18 protein-coding genes are annotated in these 24,878 nt (G+C 64.5%); 9 read left to right on the forward strand and 9 right to left on the reverse strand.

What is annotated here, in order from left to right; translation table 11 throughout:
* Window positions 1-92: 92 nt before the first annotated feature.
* Genes LWE61_RS10910 through LWE61_RS10925 form a run of 4 tightly spaced genes read right to left on the reverse strand, consistent with a single transcriptional unit; the run spans window position 93 to window position 5,749 of the window.
* A complete protein-coding gene (locus LWE61_RS10910; protein ID WP_234150089.1) occupies window positions 93-2,588 on the reverse strand; it encodes a glycoside hydrolase family 2 protein in 2,496 nt (831 codons plus the stop codon).
* Entirely contained in the window at window positions 2,585-2,920 is a 336-nt protein-coding gene (locus LWE61_RS10915; RefSeq protein ID WP_234150090.1) for a hypothetical protein, read from the reverse strand. The genes LWE61_RS10910 and LWE61_RS10915 overlap by 4 nt, the downstream gene beginning before the upstream one ends.
* On the reverse strand, window positions 2,920-3,876 hold the full coding sequence (locus LWE61_RS10920; RefSeq protein ID WP_234150091.1) for an alpha/beta hydrolase: 957 nt from the start codon (window positions 3,874-3,876) through the stop codon (window positions 2,920-2,922). The genes LWE61_RS10915 and LWE61_RS10920 overlap by 1 nt, the downstream gene beginning before the upstream one ends.
* A gap of 37 nt (window positions 3,877-3,913) precedes the next feature.
* Complete coding sequence (locus LWE61_RS10925; RefSeq protein WP_234150092.1) at window positions 3,914-5,749, reverse strand: tannase/feruloyl esterase family alpha/beta hydrolase; 1,836 nt, start codon at window positions 5,747-5,749, stop codon at window positions 3,914-3,916.
* Window positions 5,750-5,950: 201 nt separating this feature from the next.
* On the opposite strand from LWE61_RS10925, the gene LWE61_RS10930 reads away from it, so the two are divergent.
* From LWE61_RS10930 to LWE61_RS10945, 4 genes are all read left to right on the forward strand, one after another.
* The gene (locus tag LWE61_RS10930; RefSeq protein ID WP_234150093.1) at window positions 5,951-6,694 is read left to right on the forward strand and encodes an SDR family NAD(P)-dependent oxidoreductase; all 744 of its coding nucleotides are present in this window, start codon (window positions 5,951-5,953) and stop codon (window positions 6,692-6,694) included.
* A 17-nt stretch (window positions 6,695-6,711) separates the two neighbouring features.
* Window positions 6,712-7,590, forward strand: coding sequence for a fumarylacetoacetate hydrolase family protein (locus tag LWE61_RS10935; RefSeq protein WP_234150094.1), 879 nt, complete (start codon window positions 6,712-6,714; stop codon window positions 7,588-7,590).
* Complete coding sequence (dld, locus tag LWE61_RS10940; RefSeq protein WP_234150095.1) at window positions 7,568-9,346, forward strand: D-lactate dehydrogenase; 1,779 nt, start codon at window positions 7,568-7,570, stop codon at window positions 9,344-9,346. Before LWE61_RS10935 ends, dld begins: the two co-directional genes overlap by 23 nt.
* Before the next feature lie 145 nt (window positions 9,347-9,491).
* Window positions 9,492-10,235, forward strand: coding sequence for a FadR/GntR family transcriptional regulator (locus tag LWE61_RS10945; RefSeq protein ID WP_234150096.1), 744 nt, complete (start codon window positions 9,492-9,494; stop codon window positions 10,233-10,235).
* On the opposite strand, the gene LWE61_RS10950 is transcribed toward LWE61_RS10945, so the two are convergent.
* From LWE61_RS10950 to LWE61_RS10960, 3 genes are all read right to left on the reverse strand, one after another.
* Window positions 10,232-11,854, reverse strand: coding sequence for a GH35 family beta-galactosidase (locus LWE61_RS10950; RefSeq protein WP_234150175.1), 1,623 nt, complete (start codon window positions 11,852-11,854; stop codon window positions 10,232-10,234). The two genes, LWE61_RS10945 and LWE61_RS10950, sit on opposite strands and share 4 nt — an antisense overlap.
* 166 nt (window positions 11,855-12,020) lie before the next feature.
* Window positions 12,021-14,333 carry a xanthine dehydrogenase family protein molybdopterin-binding subunit gene (locus LWE61_RS10955; protein ID WP_234150097.1) on the reverse strand — a complete coding sequence of 771 codons (2,313 nt, stop codon included), beginning with the start codon at window positions 14,331-14,333 and terminating at the stop codon, window positions 12,021-12,023.
* Window positions 14,330-14,788: a (2Fe-2S)-binding protein gene (locus tag LWE61_RS10960; protein WP_234150098.1), complete on the reverse strand. Its 459-nt coding sequence runs from the start codon at window positions 14,786-14,788 to the stop codon at window positions 14,330-14,332. Before LWE61_RS10960 ends, LWE61_RS10955 begins: the two co-directional genes overlap by 4 nt.
* A 279-nt stretch (window positions 14,789-15,067) precedes the next feature.
* Here LWE61_RS10960 and LWE61_RS10965 point away from each other — a divergent pair, with 279 nt between their 5' ends.
* Complete coding sequence (locus LWE61_RS10965) at window positions 15,068-15,754, forward strand: GntR family transcriptional regulator (RefSeq protein ID WP_234150099.1); 687 nt, start codon at window positions 15,068-15,070, stop codon at window positions 15,752-15,754.
* Window positions 15,755-15,827: 73 nt separating this feature from the next.
* Here LWE61_RS10965 and LWE61_RS10970 read toward each other — a convergent pair whose 3' ends face one another.
* A complete protein-coding gene (locus LWE61_RS10970; protein WP_234150100.1) occupies window positions 15,828-17,036 on the reverse strand; it encodes an MFS transporter in 1,209 nt (402 codons plus the stop codon).
* Window positions 17,037-17,541: 505 nt separating this feature from the next.
* Here LWE61_RS10970 and LWE61_RS10975 point away from each other — a divergent pair.
* From LWE61_RS10975 to LWE61_RS10990, 4 genes are all read left to right on the forward strand, one after another.
* Complete coding sequence (locus LWE61_RS10975) at window positions 17,542-18,405, forward strand: SDR family NAD(P)-dependent oxidoreductase (protein ID WP_234150101.1); 864 nt, start codon at window positions 17,542-17,544, stop codon at window positions 18,403-18,405.
* Between the two features lie 8 nt (window positions 18,406-18,413).
* Window positions 18,414-19,076, forward strand: coding sequence for a carboxymuconolactone decarboxylase family protein (locus LWE61_RS10980; RefSeq protein ID WP_234150102.1), 663 nt, complete (start codon window positions 18,414-18,416; stop codon window positions 19,074-19,076).
* 15 nt (window positions 19,077-19,091) lie between these two features.
* Window positions 19,092-21,263 (forward strand): alpha/beta hydrolase domain-containing protein, encoded by a 2,172-nt coding sequence (locus LWE61_RS10985; RefSeq protein WP_234150103.1) that lies wholly within the window; start codon window positions 19,092-19,094, stop codon window positions 21,261-21,263.
* Window positions 21,264-21,435: 172 nt separating this feature from the next.
* Entirely contained in the window at window positions 21,436-23,280 is a 1,845-nt protein-coding gene (locus tag LWE61_RS10990) for a tannase/feruloyl esterase family alpha/beta hydrolase (RefSeq protein ID WP_234150104.1), read from the forward strand.
* A gap of 49 nt (window positions 23,281-23,329) precedes the next feature.
* Here the strand turns inward: LWE61_RS10990 and LWE61_RS10995 are convergent, their stop codons facing one another.
* Window positions 23,330-24,745: an LVIVD repeat-containing protein gene (locus LWE61_RS10995; RefSeq protein ID WP_234150105.1), complete on the reverse strand. Its 1,416-nt coding sequence runs from the start codon at window positions 24,743-24,745 to the stop codon at window positions 23,330-23,332.
* Window positions 24,746-24,878: the final 133 nt, after the last annotated feature.

Below are 24,878 nucleotides of genomic sequence, written 5' to 3' on the forward strand. Positions count from 1 at the left end.
GTTATGTGCGTAACAAAGCCTCACCGTCTATCGTCGAAATAGCTCGCTTCATCGGAGAACTTCTCCTCCTTGGCTCGAAGGAAATGGACCGACTATGCCTTTAACGCATTGAGTCGCATCGTACCGGCTATCACCCCCTTGCCGCCCACTCGGATCGACGCACTCCCCGTCTGCTGATCCAATCGAACCACCGCCAAAGCGCGCCCATGCCAGGCCTGCGCCTTGCCCGACTGATAGCTGCCAATAGCAAGCGGATTGGCGCTGCCCAACGCTATCAGCCTTCCCGCTCCCGCGACCGACACTTCCACTTGTTGCGCCCAGTCCGGGACGAGGCGACCCTTGGCATCCACCGCCTCGATGGACAGGAAACGCAAGTCGCGCCGCGCTCCGCTCTCCCCGGTCAAATCCTCTCTCACACGCAAAGCCAGCGCGGGTCCCACAGTCTCCAACGCCCGACGGCCGATCTCCCGCCCTTGACGATAAGCGACGCTTTCAAGATTGCCCGGAGCGTAAGCGACCTTGAACTCGATGGTCTTGCCGTCTTCCGGGTGCACGGTCTTCTGGTCGATCAACTGACCTTTCAGGCGCAGTTCGACACGATCCCCGGCCGTGTAGACACGCACAGTGAGCGGTTTGCCCTCCGCGCCCGGCCAGCTCCAGCTTTGCAGTTCGTCCGACCATCCCCAGAAACGCAACAACTCCACCTTGCCCTCATCGAGCGGGCGTTGCACCGCCATCTCCAGCGGGCTGACGCCCCACGCCACATCACGCGCGAGCGACGCGGGCCGCTGTTGCCCGATCAGGTCGATATCGCCACAATAGGCATTGATCCACGGCCATGCCGGGGAGTCCGCCCGCGCATTCGGGTCCGAGGCGGCTGCCAACGAACTGCCGCCGATTCCGGCCTCACCCAGATAGTCCATGGCGGTCCAGACAAAATCCCCGATCAGCCAGGGCGACCGTTCCGTAAGATCCCAGATTTTGAACACATCCTTGGGAAAGCTCTCCGAACCCAGAAAGACGCGGTCGGGAAACCGCCGATGATCCGCCTCATAGTCCGCCAACTTATAGTTGTAGCCGACCACATCAAGGAACGCGGTGCCCGCCCGATCCTTGACCATTTCCACCCCCGGCCGCAGGCTCCCGGCGGCGGGCTTCACCTCATGACCCGCGAAGCCGTTGATGGCGGCCGTAACCGGGCGCGTCGGGTCCAGACGATGCACTTCGTTCGAGAGTTGCCACTGAAGCTCGATACCCCGCGCGCTGTTACGGGCAGGTATCTCGTTGCCGATGCTCCACAGGACGATACTTGGATGATTGCGCGCGCTGAGCACGACCGACGCGAGGTCGGTTTTCCAGCCAGATTCAAAGATGGTCGAGGAATCGAGATCGGAAAATTTCTTATCATGCCAGACGTCGAACGCTTCGCAGATCACCATCATCCCCTGACGATCGCACGCACGCAAAAAGCCCGGCGAGAAGAGATTATGCGAACCGCGCACGGCGTTGAAACCGCGCGCCCGGAGGAGGCCTATCTTGCGATCCTCGGCATCTTCGAACGCTGCGGCACCCAATATGCCATGGTCATGATGGACGCAGCCACCGCGCAGCTTTGTGGCGACGCCATTAACCCGCATACCCTGCTGCGCATCGAAACTGATGATGCGAACGCCGAATGGCGTCTCCAGCCGATCCAGCAATTTCGTGCCGCGGCGCAGTTCCGTAACCAAGCTGTACAGATAGGGGCTATCGGTCGACCAAAGCCGGGGGTTGGGAAGCGAACAGAACAAATGGCCTGTCGCTTGGGCTTGTTCAGTTCCTTCCCACACAGTCTTGCCGGCAGCATCCAGAATGCGCCGGACTAGCGCCAATTCACTGGCTAACCCCTCTACCTGCGTGCTGATCTCCAGTTCTGCGGCACCGTCCGACAGTTTTCGCGTGATCACGCCTATGCCCCAACGCGCAATGCGGGCGGGGTCCGGCAGAACATCCAGCCAGACATGGCGATATAGCCCCGCGCCCGAATACCAACGAGCGTTGAAGCCCTCGCTGCGCACACGGACGGCCAGCACATTATGGCCGTCCGCGGCCAGATAGGGCGTCAGGTCAAAGGCAAAGGGTGTATAGCCATTGGCATGCGATCCCAATGCATGGCCATTGAGCCAGACATCGCTGTGCAGATAGGCTCCGTCGAAATAGATTTCGACATGGCCGGGTCGGGGGTTGGCGAGACGAAAAGACTTGCGATACCAGCCTTCGCCGCCAGCCGCGAAGCCGGACATGGTGCCACCCGGCGCATTCTTGTTGAACGGTCCGATGCTGTCCGGTGACGGGGGCAGATCCTCGATATTCCAGTCATGGGGAAGGTCGAGCGCACGCCAGCCACTATCATCGAACGATGGGACCTCGAAACCCGCGCCCGATCCGCGATGGAATTTCCAGCCCTGCGACAGAGGCTGTGCACGGCCATTGCTCATGTTCGGCGCAGCGTCGGCCGCAAGCGCACCGGATGCCATCATCAGGGTTGCCGCCCCGGCGGACGTGACGAGCAGTTGGCGACGATCCATCTGGAAATCGAAATCGTTCATCGTGCACGCCCTTTATTGGGGAAAAGACGGGCAAGGTCGTCGTCGATAGCGTCAAGCGTGGCACTATTGTCCTGCGCGCTGAACACGGCAAGATCGGCGAGGGTCATATTATCGAGCTGCTTCTCAAAACCAGGCGCCTGCACGATATACTGAACCGCCGGCATATGCTTCAGAACGATCGGCCACGCCGCCGCAAGGCCCTTCAACTCGCCAATGGTGCAGGTGCGCGTGCCGATTTGATAGGGCAAAATGGTGGGCACCGCATAGGCTGCGGCGGGGTGATATAGGGGTGCGTCCATAGCGTCTTCCTTCCCTGCGAGGGCAGCGATCATTATTTTTGCGTCGATTGTCCCGCCGACTGCGCCGCCGTCTTTGCCGCGCCCAGCCAACCACCGGCCTTCAGCCAAGCCTCAAAAGCGACGGACCATCCATCGACCGGCAATTTATGAGGCACCATGCCGAAACCGTGCCCGCCCTGTTGATAAACATGGAGTTCCGCGGGGAGGTTGGCAGCCGTCCAGCGCGAATAGATATTGACGCTCTCCGCAGCCGGGACGGCATTGTCATCCTGCGTCGCCGCGATAAACAGCGGCGGCCCACCCACCGGAGGCTCCTTCCCCTCCAGCGCGCCATAGATAGGCACGGCAAAGTTCGGACGATCCACCGCCGGCGCATTGGTCGTGACATCCATCGTCAGGATCGCGCCCGCCGAAAAGCCAATCATCCCCACCCGGTTGGGCACGATTCCATAGCGGTCGGCATTGGCACGGATGAAACGCATCGCCTGCAAGCCGTCGGCCAAGGCGATCGGTCGGTTCGGTTCCGTGCTGCGGAGCAGTTCGGCGAACCGTTCGGGATGGCGACGAATGTCGGCGGGCACGCGGAACAAGCCGGTCTTGCGGACGCGATATTTCAGGACGAACGCGGTGATGCCACGCTCTGCCAGCCATTTAGCGACGAGTTCCCCCTCATGCGTCACGGCGAGATCCTGGAAACCGCCGCCGGGGCAGACCAGCATCGCCGTTCTATTGGCCGTGCCCGGCGCGGGACGAACCACCGTCAGGGTTGGCGTCGTGACATTGCTCACCATATGATAGATGGGCAGGCCCGGCAGTTGCAGCGGCGTATCCGTTTCCGGGCCCGTCCAGTCCTCGGTGCCCGGCGCCGCTCCCGGCCATATCCGCACGATTTCGGCTTGTCGCTCGGCGACCTTGGCAAAAGCAGGCCCGACAAAAAGGCCGATGTGCACGATGGCGGAGCAGAACAGGATCGACGGTTTCAGCTTCATATATGGCCCCAGAGATTCAATGGAAATTGCCGCGCGCCTATTGGCTGCGGGACGGCCTTGCCTGCGCTGGCTGGCAATCATAGCTCGTCGCCTTGTCCGGGTCGGCTCCGGCACGCAGCACCTCTTTGGCAGGATAGGCGCATAGACGGCGCTGCTGTTCCGGCTTGGAAATCGGCATGCCCATCACGCCGCCGAAGCCGCGGCGGGCCACCAGCGTTTCCGGTGCGGGGCCGCCCTCGACCCATGACTGGAGCGCCGCGACCATGCTGTTCTCGGCATTCTCGCCATTTTGCGGAGCATTTAGTTGCCCGAAAGACGCGGGACCAGTGCCACCCATGCAATGTTGCACACCGGAGACCATGAACAAACGGGACGATTTCTTTGCCTGCGCACCGCCATTCCGTTTCAAGGCTTCGAAATAGTCGATGGTCGCCTCAGGTGGGATCGCTGCATCGGCCCAGCCGTGCCATAGGATCAGCTTACCGCCTCGCTTGAAAAATCGACCGAGATCGGGTTGCGCATCCAGATCCTGTGCGAGTGCCCCTTTCAGTTGAGCGGGATGCTTGGAAAAATCAAAGCTGGCGGTCGTTGCAAACGGCTCCTGCACCAGATCACCGAGCAGTCCTCCCGCCAGGCTTTCATTCCGCGGCTCACGTCCCGGCGGGGTGAGGAGATAACCTTCCCAACCCAGTTGGGGCGTGGGGCTGCCCACCTCCGAGCCGGATGGCAGGAAACCGCGCGCTACGACATGACCCGATGCATCTCTGGGTCCGGCATAGATACGCTTCAGCGCTGAAAGCTGAACCGGACTGAAACATTGGTCGGATTTGGACGTGCCGCACGCCAACTTTGACGTGTCGAAGTGGCAGAGGCGAGGATCGGCGACCAGTCCATCAGCCTGACCGTCGATTGTATCGCACTGGCGGACGACTTCGTCCTGAAGCAAGCGCGCCTGGCTCGTCCGAATGGCTGCGCCGGCGGGCAATTGCGCCTGGATGGCATTGGTCATGGACATGGCCAGATTGGTGAAGTTCGCTGCGGGCGCACCCGCCAATATGCCGTCATAGTCGTCGGGGAAGCGCGACGCCTCCATCAGGCCCTGCCGTCCACCACCGGAACAGCCGACAAAATAGGAATGGCTAGGGCCACGGGCATAATAGGCCGCGACCAGCTTCTTCGCGGCAACCGTGGTCAGGTGGACCGCCCGCCAGCCATAGTCACGCACACGCTCCGGATGGCCTTTCGCCCATGCGCTATCCATCGGACTGCCTCGATGCCCCGTGTCCGTCGCCGCACTCGCCTGCCCAGCCTTCAGCGCCAGACCGAGCGTGATATAATCAATGGAGCCTGCAAAACCGCCAAGGCCAACGCCATAGAAGCGACCATCCCACTTGTCCGCCGGTAACCAAACCTCAAACCCTATATCCGATCCGAATTCCGGCGCGATGCTGCCTACGACGCGGCAAAAGGCTGGCAGCCCCGCCACAGGTGCGCCAGACCCGACACTTCCATTCGGATTAGGGAGCCGAGCGCCCTCGAGGCGAGCACCTGCCATCTGGTGAGTTGCACTGACGATATGGACCGCCTCGATCCTCATGCGCGACAGGGCCGAACAAGCGTCAACGGGTTGACCAGCAAGCGTGGCGGGGGGACCAGGCTGGGCCAGCGCAGACCCGTATCCGTCCACAAGTGCCATGCTGAAAACGGCGCTTCCCAACAGGGCTGTGAGATTCCAGCCAGACCATGACCTTTGAAACAATCTCCGCGCCACCGCACCCTCTCCCTTATCGCTATAGGCCGCCATCGACGTGCCCAACACATCTGACACATTCGTCGGCCAGTAAGGCACACCCAAATGGGGGGTAAATGCCATAACCTTGCCTTATATCAGGCACCGCCGCCATCCGCGAATTTAAATCATACAATATCGTTTTCCAATTCATTTTATATCTTGATTTCTTCCAAAATACCGAATGATTCCTGATATATTATAAGCAAATCGACATATCGTGAATATGTATTATAATACAAATAGAATCACTACCTTCCCGGAGTGAAGTCTCTAGGAGACGATATGTTCGAAGGACGCTTTCGCGGCAGGACCGCCGTGATAACCGGCGGCGCGTCCGGCGCAGGACTCGCCATCGCACGCAGGCTGATTGACGAGGGTGCACAGGTAGCGCTGTGGGACATGGATTCTCTGGCCCTTCAGCAGGCCGAACAGGCCACGGGTGCGGCTCTGACCATAGAGGTGGACGTGACCCAGCCGCAGGCGGTATTGGATGCCGCTACCCAGACATATGCCGCGCTTGGTCGCATCGACCTGCTGTTAAATTCCGCCGGTATGACCGGACCAACCCTCCCCGCCTTGGAATATCCGCAGGATGCGTGGCGAAAAGTGGTCGACATCCATCTCAACGGCACATTCTACTGCTGCCAGGCGGTCGTCCCTCATATGCTGGTCAACAATTATGGTCGCATCGTCAACATGGCATCCGTGGCAGGCAAGGAGGGCAATCCCAACCTGTCCGCCTATTCTGCGGCAAAGGCCGGAGTCATCGGCTTCACCAAGTCCTTCGGCAAGGAACTGGCGACGACTGGCGTGCTGGTGAACGCGGTTACGCCCGCCGTTTTCCGAACCCCCATGCTGGACCAGATGCCCCAGAGCCAGATCGACTATATGGTCGGCAAGATCCCGATGGGACGGCTGGGCGAGGTGGAAGACGTGACGGCTTTGGTCTGCTGGCTGCTGAGCGAGGAATGCAGTTTCTCCACGGCGGCGACATTCGATATTTCCGGTGGTCGCACCACCTACTGAGCAAGGAGTTTTCCCCTATGAAATTGGTTCGCTTCGGCTCCGTGGGCGCCGAAAAGCCCGGCCTGATCGACGGTGACGGCCATATCCGCGACCTGAGCGCGGTGGTGCCTGATATTACCGGCGCGCACATTGGCCCGGAGAGCCTTGCGCGGCTCGCCGCCCTCGATCCCACCACGCTGCCGCTGGTCGAAAGCCCGGTGCGCTTTGGTCCGGCCGTGGCAGGGACTAGGCATTTTATCGCGGTGGGGCTCAACTATTCCGATCATGCGGCGGAATCGAACCTGCCCGTCCCTGCGGAACCGATCCTCTTCACCAAGGCGGTATCCTGCATCCAGGGGCCGAATGACATCGTCCGCAAGCCGCGCGAGTCCATCAAGATGGACTGGGAAGTCGAATTGGGCATCGTGATCGGCAAGCGGCTGCGCTATGTCGACAAGGCGGACGCGCTCGACCATGTAGCGGGCTATATCGTTTGCGACGATCTGTCCGAACGCCATTTCCAGAATGAGCGCAGCGGCACATGGGACAAGGGCAAGGGGTGCGAGACCTTCGGCCCGGTCGGCCCCTGGCTGGTGACGAAGGATGAGGTCGGCGATGTCCAGTCGCTCGACATGTGGCTGTCGGTCAATGGCGAGCGGATGCAGACGGGCAACACCCGCACCATGATCTTCGATTGCGCGACGCTGGTCAGCTATATCAGCCAGTTCATGGTGCTGGAGCCGGGCGACATCATCACCACGGGCACGCCGCCCGGCGTGGGCATGGGGATGAACCCGCCGCGTTTTCTGAATGTCGGCGATGTCATCGAATTGGGCATTGAAAAGCTGGGGAGCCAGCGTCATTCGGTTGTGGCATGGGATGCGCCGTTACAAGATGACCAACCAAACATGTGTTGAGGACGGGGCGTCGCCGTTGCTGTTGGATCGGCTGCGCGCCGTCGTCGGGCGGCGGCATGTGTTGACGGCACGCGCGGACACCGCCGTCTATATCACCGGATACAGGGGCGGTCCGGGCGTCGCGGTGGCGGTCGTCCGGCCCGGCACGCTGGTCGAGCAATGGCGGGTATTCAAGGCCTGCGTGGCGGCGGACCATGTGGTCATCGTGCAGGCCGCCAACACCGGCCTGACCGGCGGATCGACGCCGCATGGCGACTATGACCGGCCCGTGGTGGTCATCAACACGCTGCGGATCAGGGGCATCTTTCCGGTGCGCAACGGCGCGCAGGTCATCTGCCTCGCCGGGGCCACCCTGCATGACCTGGAGGGCAGCCTCGCCCCGCTCGACCGCGAGCCGCACAGCGTCATCGGATCGTCCTGCCTCGGCGCGTCGGTGGTCGGCGGGATATGCAATAATTCCGGCGGCGCGCTGATTTCACGCGGACCGGCCTTCACCCATTATGCCCTGTTCGCGCGGGTGGACGAGGCGGGCGAGGTGCGGCTGCACAATCATCTGGGCCTCGACCTCGGCGGCGGTTCTGACGGCGGCCTCGCCCTCGGCCTCGACCCCGAAAACGACCCCGACGGCAGCCCCCACGACGACCCCGAAACCCTGCTGGCGGCGCTGGAGGCAGGCCGCTTTCGCGACGACCGGCCGCTGCCCGACGACCGGCTGGCCTCCGCGCAGGACTATGACGCGATCGTCCGCGCGGTCGATGCCCCCTCACCCGCCCGCTACAACAATGATCCCGCCCGCCTTCACGAGGCATCGGGCAGCGCGGGCAAGCTGATGGTCTTTGCCGTGCGGCTGGACAGTTTCCCGCGGCAGGCGCGCACCACCACCTTCTACATCGGCACGAACGACACCGCCGAACTGACGGCGTTGCGCCGAACGATGCTGACCGGGTGCGAGACCCTGCCCATCTCCGCCGAATATATCCACCGCGACGCCTTCGACATCACCGCCACCTATGGCAAGGACAGCGTGCTGCTGATCCACGGGTTCGGCACTCAGCGCCTGCCGCGCCTGTTTGCGCTGAAGGCACGGATGGAGGCGATCGCGCGCCGCATCCCCTTCCTGCCCCCCGCCGTCATCGACCGCCTGCTGCAAGCCGGATCGCGCCTGTTCCCGCAGCATCTGCCCCCACGGATGCGCGATTTTCGCGATCGGTACGAGCATCACCTGATCCTGAAAGTCGCGCAACCCGGCGTGGCGGAGGCGCGCGCCATGCTGGCCAGCCTGTGGCCATCGCCCAGCGGCGCGATGTTCGAATGCGACGATCATGAGGCGAAACGGGCCTTCCTCCACCGCTTCGCCGTCGCGGGCGCCGCCGTGCGATACCGGGCGATCCATGGCGACCGCGTGGAGGATATGGTGGCGCTCGACATCGCGCTGCGCCGCAACGACGACGAATGGTTCGAGACGCTGCCACCCGAAATCGACAGGCAGGTCGCCGCCAGGCTCTATTATGGCCATTTCTTCTGCCATGTGCTGCATCAGGATTATCTGCTGCACAAAGGGACCGATCCCGCCCTGTTCAAGGCGCAGATGCTGGCCCTGCTGGACCGGCGCGGCGCGGAATATCCGGCGGAGCATAATGTCGGCCATCTCTATGCCGCCCGGCCCGCGCTGGCCGCCCATTATCGGGCGCTCGACCCGTGCAACCAGATGAACCCCGGCATCGGCAAGACCAGTCGCAAACGGCATTGGCATTGAAAGACTGGGGCATTGAAAGGCTGGGGCATTGAAAGGCTGGCTTTGACGAAATGGCGCGATGGCGGGATTTCCGGCAAAATCCGGTGGCATGGCGCCCGCCCCCCTGATAGCCGCGCAATTTGACAGACAAGGGGTGAGACAGGCCATGGTTCCTCCGCCAAAGGCAAAGGCAGGCGACGGATTGCGATCCGGCAAGCTGCACGACCGCGTGGCCACGTCCATCGGCGTGGAGATTGCGACGGGCGTGATCCCGGCCGGCAGCCTGTTGCCGACGGAGATGGAGGCGGCAGAACGCTTCAAGGTATCGCGCACCGCCTATCGCGAGGCGATCCGCGCGCTGGCGGGCAAGGGGCTTGTCTCCAGCCGGCCCAAGACCGGGACGCGGGTGAATCCACGCCGCGACTGGGCCTTGCTCGACCCCGAACTGCTGGGATGGATGTTCGCCAAAACGCCCACCCCTGCGTCGATCCGCAGCCTGTTCGAACTGCGCCGGATCGTCGAGCCGTCGGCCGCCGCGCTGGCGGCGGAGAAGCGCACCGCCGAACAGCTTTCCGCCATGGGTCATGCGCTGGAGGAAATGGCGGAGCATGGGCTGGACAAGGCGGAGGGCCAGCAGGCCGATGGCCGGTTCCACGCCCTGATACTGGAGGCGACCGGCAATGAGTTCCTGCTGGCGCTGACCGATTCCATCTCGACCGCGATCCGGTGGACCACCATCCTGAAGTTCGCGGCGTCGAAAGCGCCGCGTAACCCGATGATGCTCCACCGCGACCTATTCTCCGCCATCGCGGACCGCGACCCGGACCGCGCCCGTACCGTCACGCTGACCCTGCTGGCGCAGGCGCAGGAGGATACGGAAACGTCGATACAGCCTGACGGCGAGGCCTAGCGTTTGAGGAGGGTCAGGCGGATGATGCGCAGATCGTCCTTGGGAAAGAGGAAGAAGCGTTCGTCGCCATTCATGGTGCGGCCCGGCACCCACTGATCCTTGCGGAACAGGCCCTCCTGCGCGCTGTCGACCTCCACCTTCACGCCCGGCGCGGCAAAGGTGGCGCTGATACCGCGACCCACGATCAGGAACTGGTCCGGCGCGCTGTTGATGACGAGGCCATAGCCCTCCGTCTTGCCCTTCTCCTCCGTGCCCGTGCCCGCACCGAAGGCGCCCAGCGTGGACATCGGCCCCGTCAGGTTGATGTCATAGCCGCCAAGCTGGATCTGCTGCTGCTTGCCGCCCGCGATCTTGAAACCGCCGATCCGGCCTTCGGCCTGAGCGGAGGCGATGGTGCCGGTCATCTCGTTGAGCAGGCCATAGGCGCGGTAGAGGTCGCCGCCCTCCGGCACGTCCTCGATCCCGAAGGGGGAGAAGGCGATGGCGTCATAGCTGCCCAGCGCGACGAACAGATTGCCGGTGTCGGGCTTTGCCTCCGGGATGAAGATGGGATTGTCGGGCCGCTTGAATTCGGCCAGCGTGCCCGCGAAATCATTGATATAGATGTCGGGCGCCAGCAGGGCGAGGGAGGGAGCCGCCGCCTTCCACACATCCATCATGCGCGCCACCGGGCCACCACTGGGATAGTCGCCCGGCTCCGGCGAACCGGGCTGCGGGCCGAGCCAGGCGTTGGTGAACATGGGCAGCGCATGTTTCGCCGCGCCCGCCTTCGTCACGCGGTCGACATAGGTGCCAAAGCCCCAGGCCATGAAGATTTCATTGGCGATATTGTCCGTGCCGAACACCTCCGCCCATGTGCCGCTGTCCCGATAGCCGTTGCGGCCCCATGCCTGCTCGACCGCGGGGCGCAACGTGGCGCGATGGCCGCGCAGATAGGCGATCAGCGCGGACGGCACCGGCTGGCCCCATGCGGCGGCGGCGGGAGCAGACCGGTCGCGGCTGTCGCCGATCAGGCCGACCTCATTCTCCACCTGCATCATGATGACGGTCTGGTTGCGATCGACCTGGCGGATATGGTCCATGAGCGCGGCAAAGGCGCGCGCGTCGGCCTGAACCAGCGCCTCACTGAACACGCTGAGCGTGGGGTTGTGGCCCAGATAGGCCCCGATGCCGCGCGGCTTTGCCGCCGGGTCGAAGGCGACGCGGGGGAAGCGGGCCTCGTCACGGCGGACCCAGGACGGCGCATAGGTGGACTGGGCGTTCTTGTACGCGCCGAACCAGATGAGGACGAGGCGGATGCCCTTGGCCCGCGCCTGCCGGATCTGGTCGTCCACGGCGGTGAAGTCGAAACGCCCCTCCTGCGGCTCGACCAGTTCCCAGCTGGCCGCGCCGATGACGGTGCGGACATTGTTGCGCGCCAGCCTGTCCCAGATGGGCGCCATATAGGCGGGGCTGGACGGGCTGCTGTTATGCAGTTCGCCGCCCAGCACCAGATAGGGCGCGCCATCCACGATCAACTGGGTGGCCCGGCCGTTCTGCTGCAAATGCGGGAGCGGGCCGGCCAGCAGCGCCGTATGGCCCAGCAGGGTTCCCGCCAGCAATCCGGCAAGCCTTGGCATCAGTCCCACGTCATTCTCCTACAAAGATGAATTGTATGAGTAATGCCATAAGACATTGGGATCGAAATGCAACGCTATCGGCGCGCCGCCGCCCCCATGGCGACAACAGCGCGCGCAGGGACCGCAGGCGCGGCGACGGGAGAGAGGAGCGCAGGAAACCTCCCCATCATGACCAGCTGAGATCCTGCGTGCGGAACGGGGTGCGGCGCAGGCGCTTGCCCGTCGCGGCAAAGATGGCGTTGCCCACCGCAGGCTGGATCGGGCCGGTGGGCGCCTCCCCGATGATCGCCATGCGTTCATGGCCGGACAGCGCCTCGAAATGGACGTTCAGGACGGGCGCGTCGGCCATGTGCATCATGGGATATTCGTCGAAATTCCCCTCCACCATCGCGCCATCCTTCACGGTCATTTCCTCGTTCAGGCAGGCGTTGAGACCGTACATGGTGCCACCCTCCACCTGCGCGCGGACGGCATCCGCGTTGGCGACGCTGCCGCAGTCGAAGGCGACGTCGACCTGCCTGACGCGCAATTCGCCCTGCTGGCTGACGGATACGCGCGCGACGGTGGCGATCACCGATCCATTATTGTGCATGTTGGCGACCGGCCAGCAGGAGATGGCGATGCCCAGCCCCTCCCCCTTCGGCAGCTTTGCGCCCCAGCCCGCCTTTTCGGCGGCGACGCGCAGCGTGTCGCTCCACGCCTTGTCCCATTTGGCCAGCAGCTTCAGCCGATAGTCCAGCGGGTCGATCCCCGCCGCCACCGCGCATTCGTCGATGAAGGTTTCCAGGTTGAAGGCATGGCTGTTGTAGCAGGGCGCGCGCCATGCGCCGTTGAGGATGGTGATGGGCAGGTTGGCGCTGGTCAGCCGGACGTTGGGGATGATGCCGCTGTTGAAATAGGGCTGGTCCGAAAAACCGAGCGGCAGCATGAAGGACGGCCGCGTGCCGACATAGGCGACATCGCCCATGATCATCTGCGGCAGGCCGGTGGCGTCGTCCAGCACCGCCTTATATTGGGTGGTGATGGGCGTGCGATAACGCCCCTGCCGGAATGTCTCCTCCCGCGTCCAGATGGTCTTGACCGGCTTGCCGGGAAATTCCTTGGCGATCGCGACGGCCATGCGCACATCGTCCGCCTGCGTCCGCCGCCCGAAACCGCCACCGACGAAGGTCTGGTGCACCTTCACCTTTTCCGGCGACAGACCGGTCTCGTCAATGACGGTCCAGTAAGCCTGCTGCTGGTCCTGCGTCGGCACCCATGCCTCCGCCCCGTCCGCCGTGACGAGGACAGTGGCGTTGAGCGGCTCCATCATCGCATTTTCGCAATAGGGCGTGCCATAGTCGCCTTCCACCACGCGCTTGCCGGTCGCGGTCGCCACATCGCCCGCCTTCTTGACGGTGCGCGCGCCATCCTTGCCGCGCAGCTCGCTGGCGGCGGCATAGATTTTCGCGGAATCGGTCCATTGCGCACCACTGCCCGCATCCCATTCGACCGGCAACGCCTCCAGCGCGGTGCGCGCCTGCCAATAATGGTCGGCGATGACCGCGACGGCGCTCTGCACCTGGCAATCGCCAAAGCCGAAGGTGGCGGCCTGTTTGGTCCCGGCGGGCACGCCGCGCGTCTTGGCCGGGTCGAGGACGATGACGGCGCGAACGCCCGGCATCTTCAGCACCGCCTCCGGCTTGTGACTTTTGAGTTTGCCGCCCTGCACCGGGCTTTGCATCAGCGCGGCATGGACCATGCCCGGAAGCTTCACGTCGATGCCATAGGTCGCGCGGCCATGGGCGATGTCCGGAATGTTGAGCTTGGACGGGGATGACTTGCCGATCAGCCGCCATTCGCTGCGCGGCTTGCGGGCCGGTTCGGCGGGCAGCACGATCCTGGCCGCCTCCGTCGCGACCTCGCCATAGCGCAGGGTGCGGCCGGAGCCGGCATGGGTCAGGACGCTGTTCTTCACGCTGATGTCCGCGACCGGCACGGACCAGCGCGCCGCCGCCGCCGCCTTCAGCCGCTCACGCGCGCTCGCGCCCAGTTGCAGCACATGCGCCATCCGGTCCGGCTCGGTGCTGTGGCCGCCGAAAAAGCCCTGAAAACCGACGTTATAAACGCCCTTTTCGATATGGTTGCGCTGGATGGAGGCAAAGGCGACGCGCACCTTGGCCCAATCACATTCCAGTTCCTCGGTCACGGTCATCGCGGCCTGCGTCATCGCGCCGTTGCCAATTTCCGGCTGGGGCACGCGGATGGTCACGATGTCGTCAGGGGCGATCTCGATCCAGGGCGAAAATTCGCTGCCCTGCGCCGCGTCCGGTCCCCATGGACCGGTGACGGGCTTGCCCCCCGCGCCGGTCGCCGCCCCGCCCCGGCCGATGCCCAGCGCCATGCCGCCGCCGACCACCGCCGCGGAAACGAGGAAACGGCGACGGTCCAGCGGCAGGTCGCCGGCGGCACCGTCCTGCTGCATCAGAAGCCCCTTCATGCCGCCTTCTCCGCCGCGCGGTGAATGGCGGCGCGGACGCGCGGATAGGTGCCGCAGCGGCAAATGTTGGTCATCGCCCCGTCAATATCCTCGTCGGTCGGCTTGGGCGTCTTTTTGAGGAGATCGGCGGCGGCCATCAACATGCCTGCCTGGCAATAGCCGCATTGCGGCACGTTCAATTCCGCCCAGAGCTGCTGGAGATGCGCGCCGCCATTAGTGGCCAGCGCCTCGATCGTCGTCACGCTGGCGTCCGCGATACTCTCGAGCGGAACCTGGCAGGACCGCACCGCATCGCCATTCAGATGCACCGTGCAGGCCCCGCACTGGGCGATGCCGCAACCGAATTTCGTACCGGTCATGCCCAGATGATCGCGCAACACCCACAGCAGGGGCGTCGACGGGTCGGCATCCACCGACAGAGGTTTGCCGTTCACGCGAAAGCGCACGGGTGCCATCGTCCATCTCTCCATCATCTTATCGCCATGTCCGGCCCGCCGGTTGGCGGCGCACCGAAATCCCGTTCACCCTGCCCTGTTGACGGCAGGCTGCATGGACGCAGAACTACCCTGAACATGTGTAAAGTTCAATGACGATGTATATTTTATACTCGCCATCGGGCTGGGTCAGATACATATATCTCATGATTTACGGCTATAGTCACGCCATGGACGTCCCGATTTTTTCGATGGGGTCGCGCCATTTGGTACACAAAACAATGTCTTCAGGGCGACAGGATGAAACAAGGCGAACAATCGGGCGTGGTCAGCGAGCGGGTGGCGGACCTGCTGGCGGAACGGATATTGTCCGGCGCGCTGAAACCGGGCACGCGGATCAAGCAGGATGAACTGGCCGCCGAACTGAACATCAGCCGCATCCCGGTCCGCGACGCCCTGCGCATCCTCGACACGCGCGGCCTCATCACCCTGCGCGCGAAGTTCGGCGCGCGGGTCAGCGCGGTCACGGTGCGCGACATGGAAATGTCCTATCGCATCCGCGAGCAACTGGAACCGATGCTGCTGGCGGAGAGCATCCCCAACCTCACCGACACCGACATAGAGGAAATGCGCGAGATGCTGAACGCGCTGGCGGAAGTGACCGATGTGGAGGCGTTCCTGCCGCTGGACCGGCAATTCCACTGGATCGCCTATCGCCGGCACGAGGTGCCGCAACTCGCCCAGATCGTGGAGCGACTGTGGGACACCACCCAAAGCTATCGCCGCGCCTATGCCAAATTGTCGCTCAAGAATGGCGGCAAGGTGATGCGGGCGGAGCAGGCCATGATCTTCAGCGCCGTCGAGCGGCGGGAGGTCGAGATGGCGCAGGCCGCGCTGGTCCTGCATATCCGCCGCACCCGCGTGGGCCTCGCCAACTATGGCTATCTGATCGGGGCCGACCCGGTGATACGGACCAGCGAATTCTGAATAAGGGCGGCGGCGGAGAGAGGATGCGCGCACCTTCCCCTCCCCGCCCCATCGCCGGGACAGCCCTGCCGGATCAGGCCGCCGCCGGAACCAGCGGCGTGCGCCTGCGGACCAGCAGGAACAACAGGCTGCCCAGCAGGACGCCGACACCCCCGACCAGCAGGAAGGCATTATAATCGCCGGTGAGGCGCAGGCTCTGGCTCAGCGCGACCGCGCCAAAGGTCGCCGCCCCACCGATCGCCGCAAAGGTCAGGCCGATCACCGTGCCATAGATGCGGACCCCGAAATGCTTGACGATGATATAGGCGATCACGTCCCCCTCCGCCCCGAAGGCCAGTCCGATCAGCAGCACCGCCAGACCCAGCGCCATCGGCTGGTCCAGCGAGGAGGCGATGAGGAACATGCCGAAGCCCGGTAGGCTGAGACCGATCAGGCCGACGATTTCCGCCTCATACCGGTCCAGCGCCAGCCCGGCGGCGATGCGCCCGACGACGACGCCCATCGCGAACAGCGCGACCATGCGGCCCGCGCCCTCCGCACTCGCACCCTTGTCCATGAGGACGAGCGCGAGCTGCGAATTGGTCAATATCTGCGGGAGGCTGACGAGGAAGGCGGCCAGAAAGATATACCAGAAGGTCGGGTTGCGGAGAATCTCGCCATAATCCCCTGTCGGGCGATCCCGCGCCGGTTCGCGCCCGGCCGCCGGGCCGTCCCGCGGGATGAGGGCGAGGGCCAGCACGCCCGCCGCCGCCGACCAGCCCGCGATGACGAGGAAACCCGCGCGCCAGCCATGATCCTGATTAACCATGGCGATCAGCGGACTGCCCAGCGCGCCGACGATGGCGGGCGCGGACACCGTCACCGCCAGCGCGCCACCACGGGACCGCTCGAAATATTGCACGATGAGGCGGGTATAGACCGTGGCGGTGCTGGTCGCGCAGAGCGTCATCTGGACGGCCAATATGGCAAGATACTGGTAGATCGACCCGGATTGCAGGCTGAGCGCGACATAGGTGAGCGGCGTCACCGCCACGCCGACGGCCGCGACCTTCCAGACGCCGAACAGGTCCGTCATCCGCCCGACCAGCGGGATGGAGAAGAGCACCAGCACGGACGCCACACCGACCATGGCGAAATCCGCCTTCGGCCAGCCGAACTCCGCCAGCAGATGCGGCGCGAACACGGGCAGGATGAACGATGTCATCGCCATGCCCGACCCCAGCCCCAGCGCCGCGCCCAGCAAGGGTCGCCAATTCTGCCGGAAGTCCTCCAGATAATGCACGAACACCTCTCCCTTCGATGATTTAATCGTTAGACATCTGCGTATACATTAATGACAGGGCGGGCAAGCGACAGCCCCATGACGGCAATGCCCGGAAGGACCGGGCCTGACGAGACTTCCAGATTGCGGGGCGCAAGGGGATGGGGTGATAGGCGCAACGGTTTCGACAGGGATTCCCGATGCGTCGGGCGGGGCGCCTTTCCTATCGAAGACTGCGCGATTTGCACTTGTCATCCGCCTGATGCGAAACAGCCCATGGACGCTCCGCCGCCTGAACCGATGAGGCGGACGGCAGGGCTGGACAGACCCGGCAGGGCGGTGCGCCGAACAGCGTGGGCAGGGCGTCACAGAAACCCATTGCCAAGCCAATAATGTATATCTTATACGTATTCAAAGGACGTATCTATTCGAGAAGAAAGGCGTTTGGGACAGCGGGTCGACGCAATCAGCGATACCGCGATGGTCGCACGACGGGCCCGGACGCCAGTATCAGAGAGGGTGAGGAATGACTGAGAAGGGCTGTATCGCCGTCGTGACAGGGGCCAGCCGGGGCGCGGGCCGGGGCATCGCCATCGGCCTCGGCGCGCATGGCTGCACCGTCTATGTGACGGGCCGGTCGGAGAAGACCGGCGACGCCTCCATGCCCGGCACCATCTATGAGACCGCAGACGCCATCACCGCGGCGGGCGGCAAGGGCATTGCGGTGCGCGTGGACCATGGCGACGACGCGCAGGTGAAAGCCTTCTTCGAACAGGTCGAGCGCGAGCAGGGCCGCATCGACATCCTCGTCAACAATGCGGCCGCCGTGCATGACGAACTGACCACCCCCGGCAATTTCTGGGAAAAGCCGCTGAAGCTGGCCGACATGATCGATGTCGGCATCCGCAGCGGCTATGTCGCCAGCTATTATGCCGCGCCGATGATGGTGAAGGCCAAGCACGGGCTGATGATCTTCACATCTGGTTCCGGCGGGGTGCATTATGTGTTCGGCCCCGCCTATGGCGCGCACAAGGCGGGCGTGGACAAGCTGGCCGCCGACATGGGGGTGGATTTCACCGGCCTGGGCGTCACGGCGCTGTCGATCTGGATGGGGGCGCTGCTGACCGACCGGCTCAAGCATGTCATCGCCACCGAACCGGAGAAATACGCCTATCTGGCCGATGTGGTGGAGACGCCGGAGTTCACCGGCCATGTCATCTGGGCGCTCTACAACGACCCGGACCTGATCGCCATGAACGGCCAGACCGTGATCGGCGCGGAAATGGCGGTCAAATATGGTCTGACCGACGAGGGCGGACGCCAGCCCCCCTCCTATCGCGACACGCACAAGATCGAACCGCGCGTCCAATATCCCAACATCATCCGCTGAGACGAACCATGCCACAACAAGATGCAGGCGCGGCCATCGCGCCGGACGTGCTCGACCGGATCAACGCGCGTGAAGCCGATGTGCTGGGGCATCCCCCGCGCCTCCCCCCGCTCGACCGGGCGTCGGTGGCGGAGGCAGTGCAGGCCGCGACCGCCCGGCTGCGCGGCGGCGTGGTGGGCGACACCGCGCCCCTGCCGCTCGACGTGATCCCGGAGATCATGTTCACCCTGTGCCGCTATCCCGACCTGTGGGACAGGATCATGGACCTGTCGCTCCAGATACAGGGGCCGTCCGCCACCCTGCCCGCGCGTTTCCGGCAACTCGCCATCCTGCGCACCGCCTGGCTGCTCCAGGCGCCGTATGAGTGGGGTGAGCATGTCAAGCACAGCAAGCGGGTCGGGCTGACCGACGAGGATGTGGAATGGGCGACCATCGGCTCCTCCGCCCCCGGCTGGACGCCGCAGGACCGCGCCATCCTGCGCGTGGCGGAGGAACTGCGCGAGGCGGCGATGGTCAGCGATGCGACATGGGAGGAGATTTGCACCTTCCTCGACGACCAGCATCGGTTCGAACTGCTGGTCCTGATCGGCCAGTTCACCAATGTCGCCTATTTCCAGAACAGCCTGCGCCTGCGGCTGGAGCCGTCCAATCCCGGTTTGAAAGCGCGATAATCAACAGTTGGGGGGATGCATTCGTCCCCCCCCAAAAAAAAATCATACGACGGGAGAGATACGCGGGAGGCGCGTCCGAACAGGGCCGGATGGAACCGCCTGCGCGCCGCCGCGCTGAGCGGGGTGGCGCTGGCCGCGACGGGACTGGTGGGCAGCGGCCCGGCTGAGGCGCGGCTGACGCGGCTGGAGATACAGAGCCGCGAACCCTATGCGGGCGGGCATGGCTTTGGCGATGCGGGATCGTTCGAACGGATCGTCGCCACCGCCCGTTTCGAGGTAGACCCTGCAGACCCACGTAACAGGGTCATCGTCAATCTCGACAAGGCCCCGCGCAACGCGGCGGGCAAGGTCGAGTTCAGCGCGCCCGTCTTCCTCATCAAGCCGGTCGACATGGCGCGCGGCAATGGCAAGCTGTTCTACGACATCAACAATCGTGGCAATACGGATCTGGGCGCGGTCGCCGATCCGGCCAAGGTCAACGGTCAGGTCGCGCAGCAACTGCGGATGGGCTTCACCCTCGTCGATGCCGGATGGCATGGCGACGGCAAGCCCAACGCGCGTCAGCTCTTTCCCCAGTTCCCCGTCGCCACACAGGCCGACGGCTCCCCGATCATCGGCAAGAAGCGGCTGGAATTCTCTGTGTCGTCCAGGGGGTACAGCCAGCCGCTGGCGCAATTCTGGAAAGCTTATGAACCGGCGGACAGCGCCACCTCCGCCTCCACGCTGGTCGTGCGCCGCCGCGCCGGGGGTGCCGCCACGCCGGTCCCGGCGGACGCATGGGGATTTGGCACATGCCCGACCGGGCGGGACAGCTTCAAGCCGGGCACGGGCGACATCGGTCTGTTCAACGGTTTCAGCCCGGACCGGCTCTATGAACTGACCTACCCGGCGAAGAACCCCATCGTGATGGGCCTCGCCTATGCGGTCACGCGCGATCTGGCCGCCTATCTGCGCTCCGGCGCAAAGGATGACGCGGGCGTGGCCAACCCGTTGGCGGTGGCGGGCGGCGCACCCACGATCCGGCGGACTTATGCCTATGGCGCCTCGTCCACCGGCATGTACTTGCGCGAATATCTCTATCTCGGCTTCAACGAGACGGAGGATGGCCACAAGCTGTTCGACGGCGTGTTCATCAACACAGGCGGCGCCAGCCGCCTCTTCGCCAATGTCGAATTCGCCCACCCCACCTTCTGTTCGGCGCAGGACGGGCATAAGGATTTCGTGTCGAACGCCATCGGTCCAGCCAGCTTCGGCGTCTCCCGCGACCCGCTGACCGGGCGCACGGACGGTATTTTGAAGCGGCCCAGGACCGACCCCCTCCTCATGGAGGCGGTGGACGAGAATAGTTTCTGGACCTGGAAAAACTCGCTTCAGGTCGTCGATGGCCGGGGCAAGGCGATTGCGATCCCGGACAATGTCCGCCTCTATTTCAAGGGCGGATCGGGGCATCTGGGCATCTACGGCCTGATGAGTCCGCCGGTGACGCCGCACGGCTTCATGGGGGAATGCGCCAATCCCGCACAGGCGCTCAACGCGCCGGGCTTCAATCCGCAGGCGGTCGAGCGGTCGCTGCCCGGCATCGGCGGCGCGCTGGTCGCCATTCTGGATGACTGGGTCGAGGGGAAGGCCCCGCCACCGCCCAGCAATTTCCCGACGCTGGACAATGGCGGGCTGGTGACGCTGGCCCAATATCGCGCGCTGTTCCCGAAGGTGAAGGACTTTGCCCCGCCCGAGGTCATGGCGCAACTCGACGTGCTGGATTTCGGGCCGGGCTTCGGCCCCACCGGCGGCCGCATGACCGCCCTGCCGCCCAGACATGGCAAGGCCTATCAGCTCTATGTGCCGCGCCCGGACAGGGACGGCCTCGCCACCGGCACCCACCGCCCAATCGAAATCAGCGTTCCGCTGGGCACCAATGTCGGCTGGAACATCCGGCGCGAGGGCAATCGTGCGGGCGACCTGTGCGGGCTGGAAGGATCGTTCATTCCCTTTGCCCGGACGAAGGCGGAGCGGCTGGCGGCCGGCGACCCGCGCCTCTCGCTGGAGGAACGCTTTGGCAACCATGCGGGCTTTGTCGCGCAGGTTCGCAAGGAAGCGGCGGCGCTGGTGCAATCGCGCTTCATGCTTCAGGCGGATGCAAACGCCTGGGTGGATATTGCGGAGAAGAGCGACGTGCTGCGGCCCTGAAACTCTTTTCAGTGACATGGGCTTGCGGGGGCGTTTCCATCATCGGGAACGCCCCTTTTTGCGCTCCCTTGCGATGACCCCCAAGTGGGGATGATAATTGACCGGACCGCGTGGCAATCCCATCCCACACGGCCAATCAGGGCCATTTCAATCATCCTTTTGGGGAAGAACGATGCGCGTTTCGCAAGCCAGCCGTCTGGCCACCATGACAGTACCGGTCGCCGCCCTGACGCTGGCCGCCGCCATCGGCACGCCCGCGCTGGCGGCTCCGCCAAAGCGGCTCGGCTGCGATGCGTCGATCCAGAAAGCGTTCAAGCCCGACGCCCTGACGAGGGTAATCGCGGTGAAGACGTTCAGGAAGGGCGACGACCTGGTCATCAAGGAAGCCGTCACGCCGATGCTGACCGGCAAGGCGGCGAGCGACCTGTGCCTCGTCAAGCTGATCGTCGGGCCGGGCACGCCGGGGCCAAAGGACGCGCCCTCCACCTCCAAGGGCATCGGCATTGAGATATGGTTGCCCACCCCCGCCAACTGGAACGGCCGCCTGCACAATATCGGCGGGCGCGGCGGCTATGACGGCGGCGCGCACACCAACCCGGACGAGATCGGCTGGGCCTATGCCGCCGCGACGGCGGGGACGGAGGGCGCCATCTCCGCCAGCACGGATTCCGGCCATGCGCTGTCCGATGGAAGCTGGGCCATGCTGCCCGACGGCACGCCCAACCGGCAGGGCTGGACCGACTTCGCGCACCGCGCGCAGCATGAGGTGGCGGTGAAGACCAAGGCGCTGGCGCTCGCCTATTATGGCCGCCTGCCGAAATTCGCCTATTATGAGGGCGCGTCCACCGGCGGCCGCCATGGCTATGCCCTCGCGCAGAACCACCCCGACGATTATGACGGCATCATCGCCACCCTGCCGACCCTCTATTTCCAGCGGTGGGCGCTCAACAATTTCTACCATGCGCTGGTGATCGAGCGGGATCTGGCGGGCGCACCACTGAGCGAGGACCAGCAGGATCTGGTGTCCAACGCCGCGATCCGGGCCTGCGATGTCGTGGGCGGCGAGCATCTGGGCTATATCATGGACAATGCGGCCTGCCATTATGACCCGGCGAAGGACCGCAAGGTGCTGTGCTCGTCGGATGGTGGCGATGCCGCCGCCGGCCTGTGCGTCACGCGCCGGCAGGCGCAGGTCGTCAACAAATGGTGGTATGGCATCACCGCCGATGGGTCCGCCCCCGACCCGGCGCAGGACAATGGCGTCGGCGTGAAGCTGGACAGCGGGCATCGCTGGTATGGCTTTGCGCGCGGCACATCGCTCTACCTCGCCTATTTCACCAAGCTGAACGCGCAGATGATAAAGCTGCTGAGCAGCGGGCCGGGGCGCGCCGGGTCCGCCAGCGGCAAGTCCGCCGCCGCCAGCGCCAATGCGGACATGGCCGCGTTGGCCCTGCAAAATCCGACGCTCGCGGGGGAGAGCTTCCGCAACGCATCGGGCAACGGGCAGGATCTGTGGAAGGGCCTGTCCTATGCGCAGATGGCCAATGCGTTCGACCGGGCGACGGCGCTGGACCCGGTGTTCGGCGGCGTCGCGACCGACAAGGCCGACCTGTCCGCCTTCAAGGCCAGCGGCGGCAAATTCCTGAGCTGGCACGGCTGGAACGATGAATCCATCCCGGTCCAGCACAGTATGCGTTATTATGACGAGGTCGCGGCGAAGATGGGCGGCTATGCGGCGGTGCAGGACTTCTACAAACTCTATCTGGTGCCGGGCGGCGGCCACACCTCCCCCCATGGCACGGCCAACCCGGACGCCAATCCCCCGGCGGTGGCGGGCGGCCAGATGTACAAGCTGATGACGGACTGGGTGGAAAAAGGCATCGCGCCCGACCGTGTGGAGATACAGTCGCCCAAGGCGACCCCGGTGACGATCCACCAGCCGCTGTGCCAATATCCGCTGAAGGCGACCTATGTCAGCGGCGATCCCAAAGTATCGGCCAGCTTCATCTGTTCCTGACCGTCGGCCGATGGGGGACTGTGACGACAGTCCCCCATCCCCATCGCCATCAGCGGCGGCGCGCGGTCGGCGCAGGCAGGCCGAGCGACGCGCGCAGGGCGGGTTTCAGATCCACGGCCCAGAAGCCGCTGTCCATGCAGGCGAACCAGATTTGCCCGGTTTCGGGACGATAGCGGACATGGGACATGCAGGCGTCCCCCGGCTTGAAATAGGCAACCTCCACCGGCTTCGCCGGATTGCGCAGGTCCGCGATGCGCAGGCCCGCATACATGAACGGGAAGAGGCCGAGGCGGGTATCGGTCGCGCTGTCCACATCGTTGAAATGGGTGCTCGCGACCCCGGCCCGACCGACGACGCCGCCGGTTGCAGCCTCCATGGTGGTGCGCGGCGGGCAGTTTTCGGGGCGGTTCATCGCCAGCCGGAATTCGCCGACAATGCGCGGGTTCTTCTCATCCGCGATGCGGCTGATCCGGGGCCATGAGCCGGGGCACGCGCCCAGTTCGCCCGCGCCGACCAGATAGGGCACGCCGTTGACGCGCGCCTGCACCGCCGAATGCCAGCCGCCATGCGGAACCGTGCCGACCAGCCGCATCTTCGGATCGGCCCGGCCCTCCACGATGTCGCTATTGTCGAGAATATAGATGCCGCCCGCATCCGGTCCCAGCCCTTGCGCGCTGGGCGGGAACAGCGTGACGCCGGGGTTGAGGTCGCCGCCCTTCGACGCGATCACACCCGCATAGATGCGGCGCTCGTCGGGGCTGATCGACACTTCATGGGTCGCAAAGGCGAAGCTGGTTCCGTCAGGGCGGGTCACGGAAAACTTGCCAACGAAGCGCGGCCGGGACAGGTCCGAAATGTCCATGACCTGAAGGCCGCCCTCCCCGGTGAAGGGGCTGATGACCGTGCCATAGATGCGCTTGCCATTGGGGGAGACGGTCAGCGTATGGACCGGCTCCGGCCATTGGATTTCCGCCGTCAACCGGGGCTTCGCGCAGGTCGACACATCATAGAGAGCGAGCCAGCCCTCCTTTGGCCCGTTGACGCCCGCGACCCCGCCATAGGTGCTGGCGGCCAGCACGGAGCGGCCCGGCGCTGTGACGGCGTGCAGGGTTTCCCCCGCATCCAGTGCGCCCTTTTCCTGAAGATAGCGCACCACTTTCGGCGCGGCAGGGCTGCGCGCGTCGATCACGGCGACGCCGGATGTGGGACCGAACGGCTGCTTGCCGATATTGCCGTCGGCGGACATTTTGAGGCCGCCCGCCACATAGGCGCAGTCGCCCGCCCATGCCATGATGACATTGCCGCCACGCTTGTCTATTTCGGTATGACCAATGATCCGCACACCTTTGGAGTAGGGCTGAGCGAGCAGGCCCGCCTCTCCCTCCAGTGTCTCACCCTGCTTGCCGGTTTCGAGCCGATCAGGCGCATCGGCGGCCAGAGCGGCGGGCGACAGGAGCGACGCCATCAGCGCCGACCAAAGGGGCGCATAGAAAGCGCGGCGGGTTGGGATTTTCAGTGTGGCAGAAGGCTGACGGCGCACGATCTCGGACCTTTCCTCAACGCAAACATCACCGCTATGCCAGTCATCTGCGGGACAG

This window comes from Sphingobium sufflavum (genome assembly GCF_021403115.1).
GTDB classification, from domain to species: domain Bacteria; phylum Pseudomonadota; class Alphaproteobacteria; order Sphingomonadales; family Sphingomonadaceae; genus Sphingobium; species Sphingobium sufflavum.

Coding starts and splice junctions, on each gene's coding strand:
- LWE61_RS10980 (WP_234150102.1), top strand. CDS start 18,414: ATGCCACAACAAGATGCAGGCGCGGCCATCGCGCCGGACGTGCTCGAC.
- LWE61_RS10915 (WP_234150090.1), bottom strand. CDS start 2,920: ATGATCGCTGCCCTCGCAGGGAAGGAAGACGCTATGGACGCACCCCTA.
- LWE61_RS10955 (WP_234150097.1), bottom strand. CDS start 14,333: ATGAAGGGGCTTCTGATGCAGCAGGACGGTGCCGCCGGCGACCTGCCG.
- LWE61_RS10930 (WP_234150093.1), top strand. CDS start 5,951: ATGTTCGAAGGACGCTTTCGCGGCAGGACCGCCGTGATAACCGGCGGC.
- LWE61_RS10975 (WP_234150101.1), top strand. CDS start 17,542: ATGACTGAGAAGGGCTGTATCGCCGTCGTGACAGGGGCCAGCCGGGGC.
- LWE61_RS10920 (WP_234150091.1), bottom strand. CDS start 3,876: ATGAAGCTGAAACCGTCGATCCTGTTCTGCTCCGCCATCGTGCACATC.
- LWE61_RS10995 (WP_234150105.1), bottom strand. CDS start 24,745: ATGGCGTCGCTCCTGTCGCCCGCCGCTCTGGCCGCCGATGCGCCTGAT.
- LWE61_RS10910 (WP_234150089.1), bottom strand. CDS start 2,588: ATGAACGATTTCGATTTCCAGATGGATCGTCGCCAACTGCTCGTCACG.
- LWE61_RS10985 (WP_234150103.1), top strand. CDS start 19,092: ATGCATTCGTCCCCCCCCAAAAAAAAATCATACGACGGGAGAGATACG.
- LWE61_RS10925 (WP_234150092.1), bottom strand. CDS start 5,749: ATGGCATTTACCCCCCATTTGGGTGTGCCTTACTGGCCGACGAATGTG.
- LWE61_RS10965 (WP_234150099.1), top strand. CDS start 15,068: ATGAAACAAGGCGAACAATCGGGCGTGGTCAGCGAGCGGGTGGCGGAC.
- dld (WP_234150095.1), top strand. CDS start 7,568: ATGACCAACCAAACATGTGTTGAGGACGGGGCGTCGCCGTTGCTGTTG.
- LWE61_RS10990 (WP_234150104.1), top strand. CDS start 21,436: ATGCGCGTTTCGCAAGCCAGCCGTCTGGCCACCATGACAGTACCGGTC.
- LWE61_RS10935 (WP_234150094.1), top strand. CDS start 6,712: ATGAAATTGGTTCGCTTCGGCTCCGTGGGCGCCGAAAAGCCCGGCCTG.
- LWE61_RS10960 (WP_234150098.1), bottom strand. CDS start 14,788: ATGGCACCCGTGCGCTTTCGCGTGAACGGCAAACCTCTGTCGGTGGAT.
- LWE61_RS10950 (WP_234150175.1), bottom strand. CDS start 11,854: ATGCCAAGGCTTGCCGGATTGCTGGCGGGAACCCTGCTGGGCCATACG.
- LWE61_RS10945 (WP_234150096.1), top strand. CDS start 9,492: ATGGTTCCTCCGCCAAAGGCAAAGGCAGGCGACGGATTGCGATCCGGC.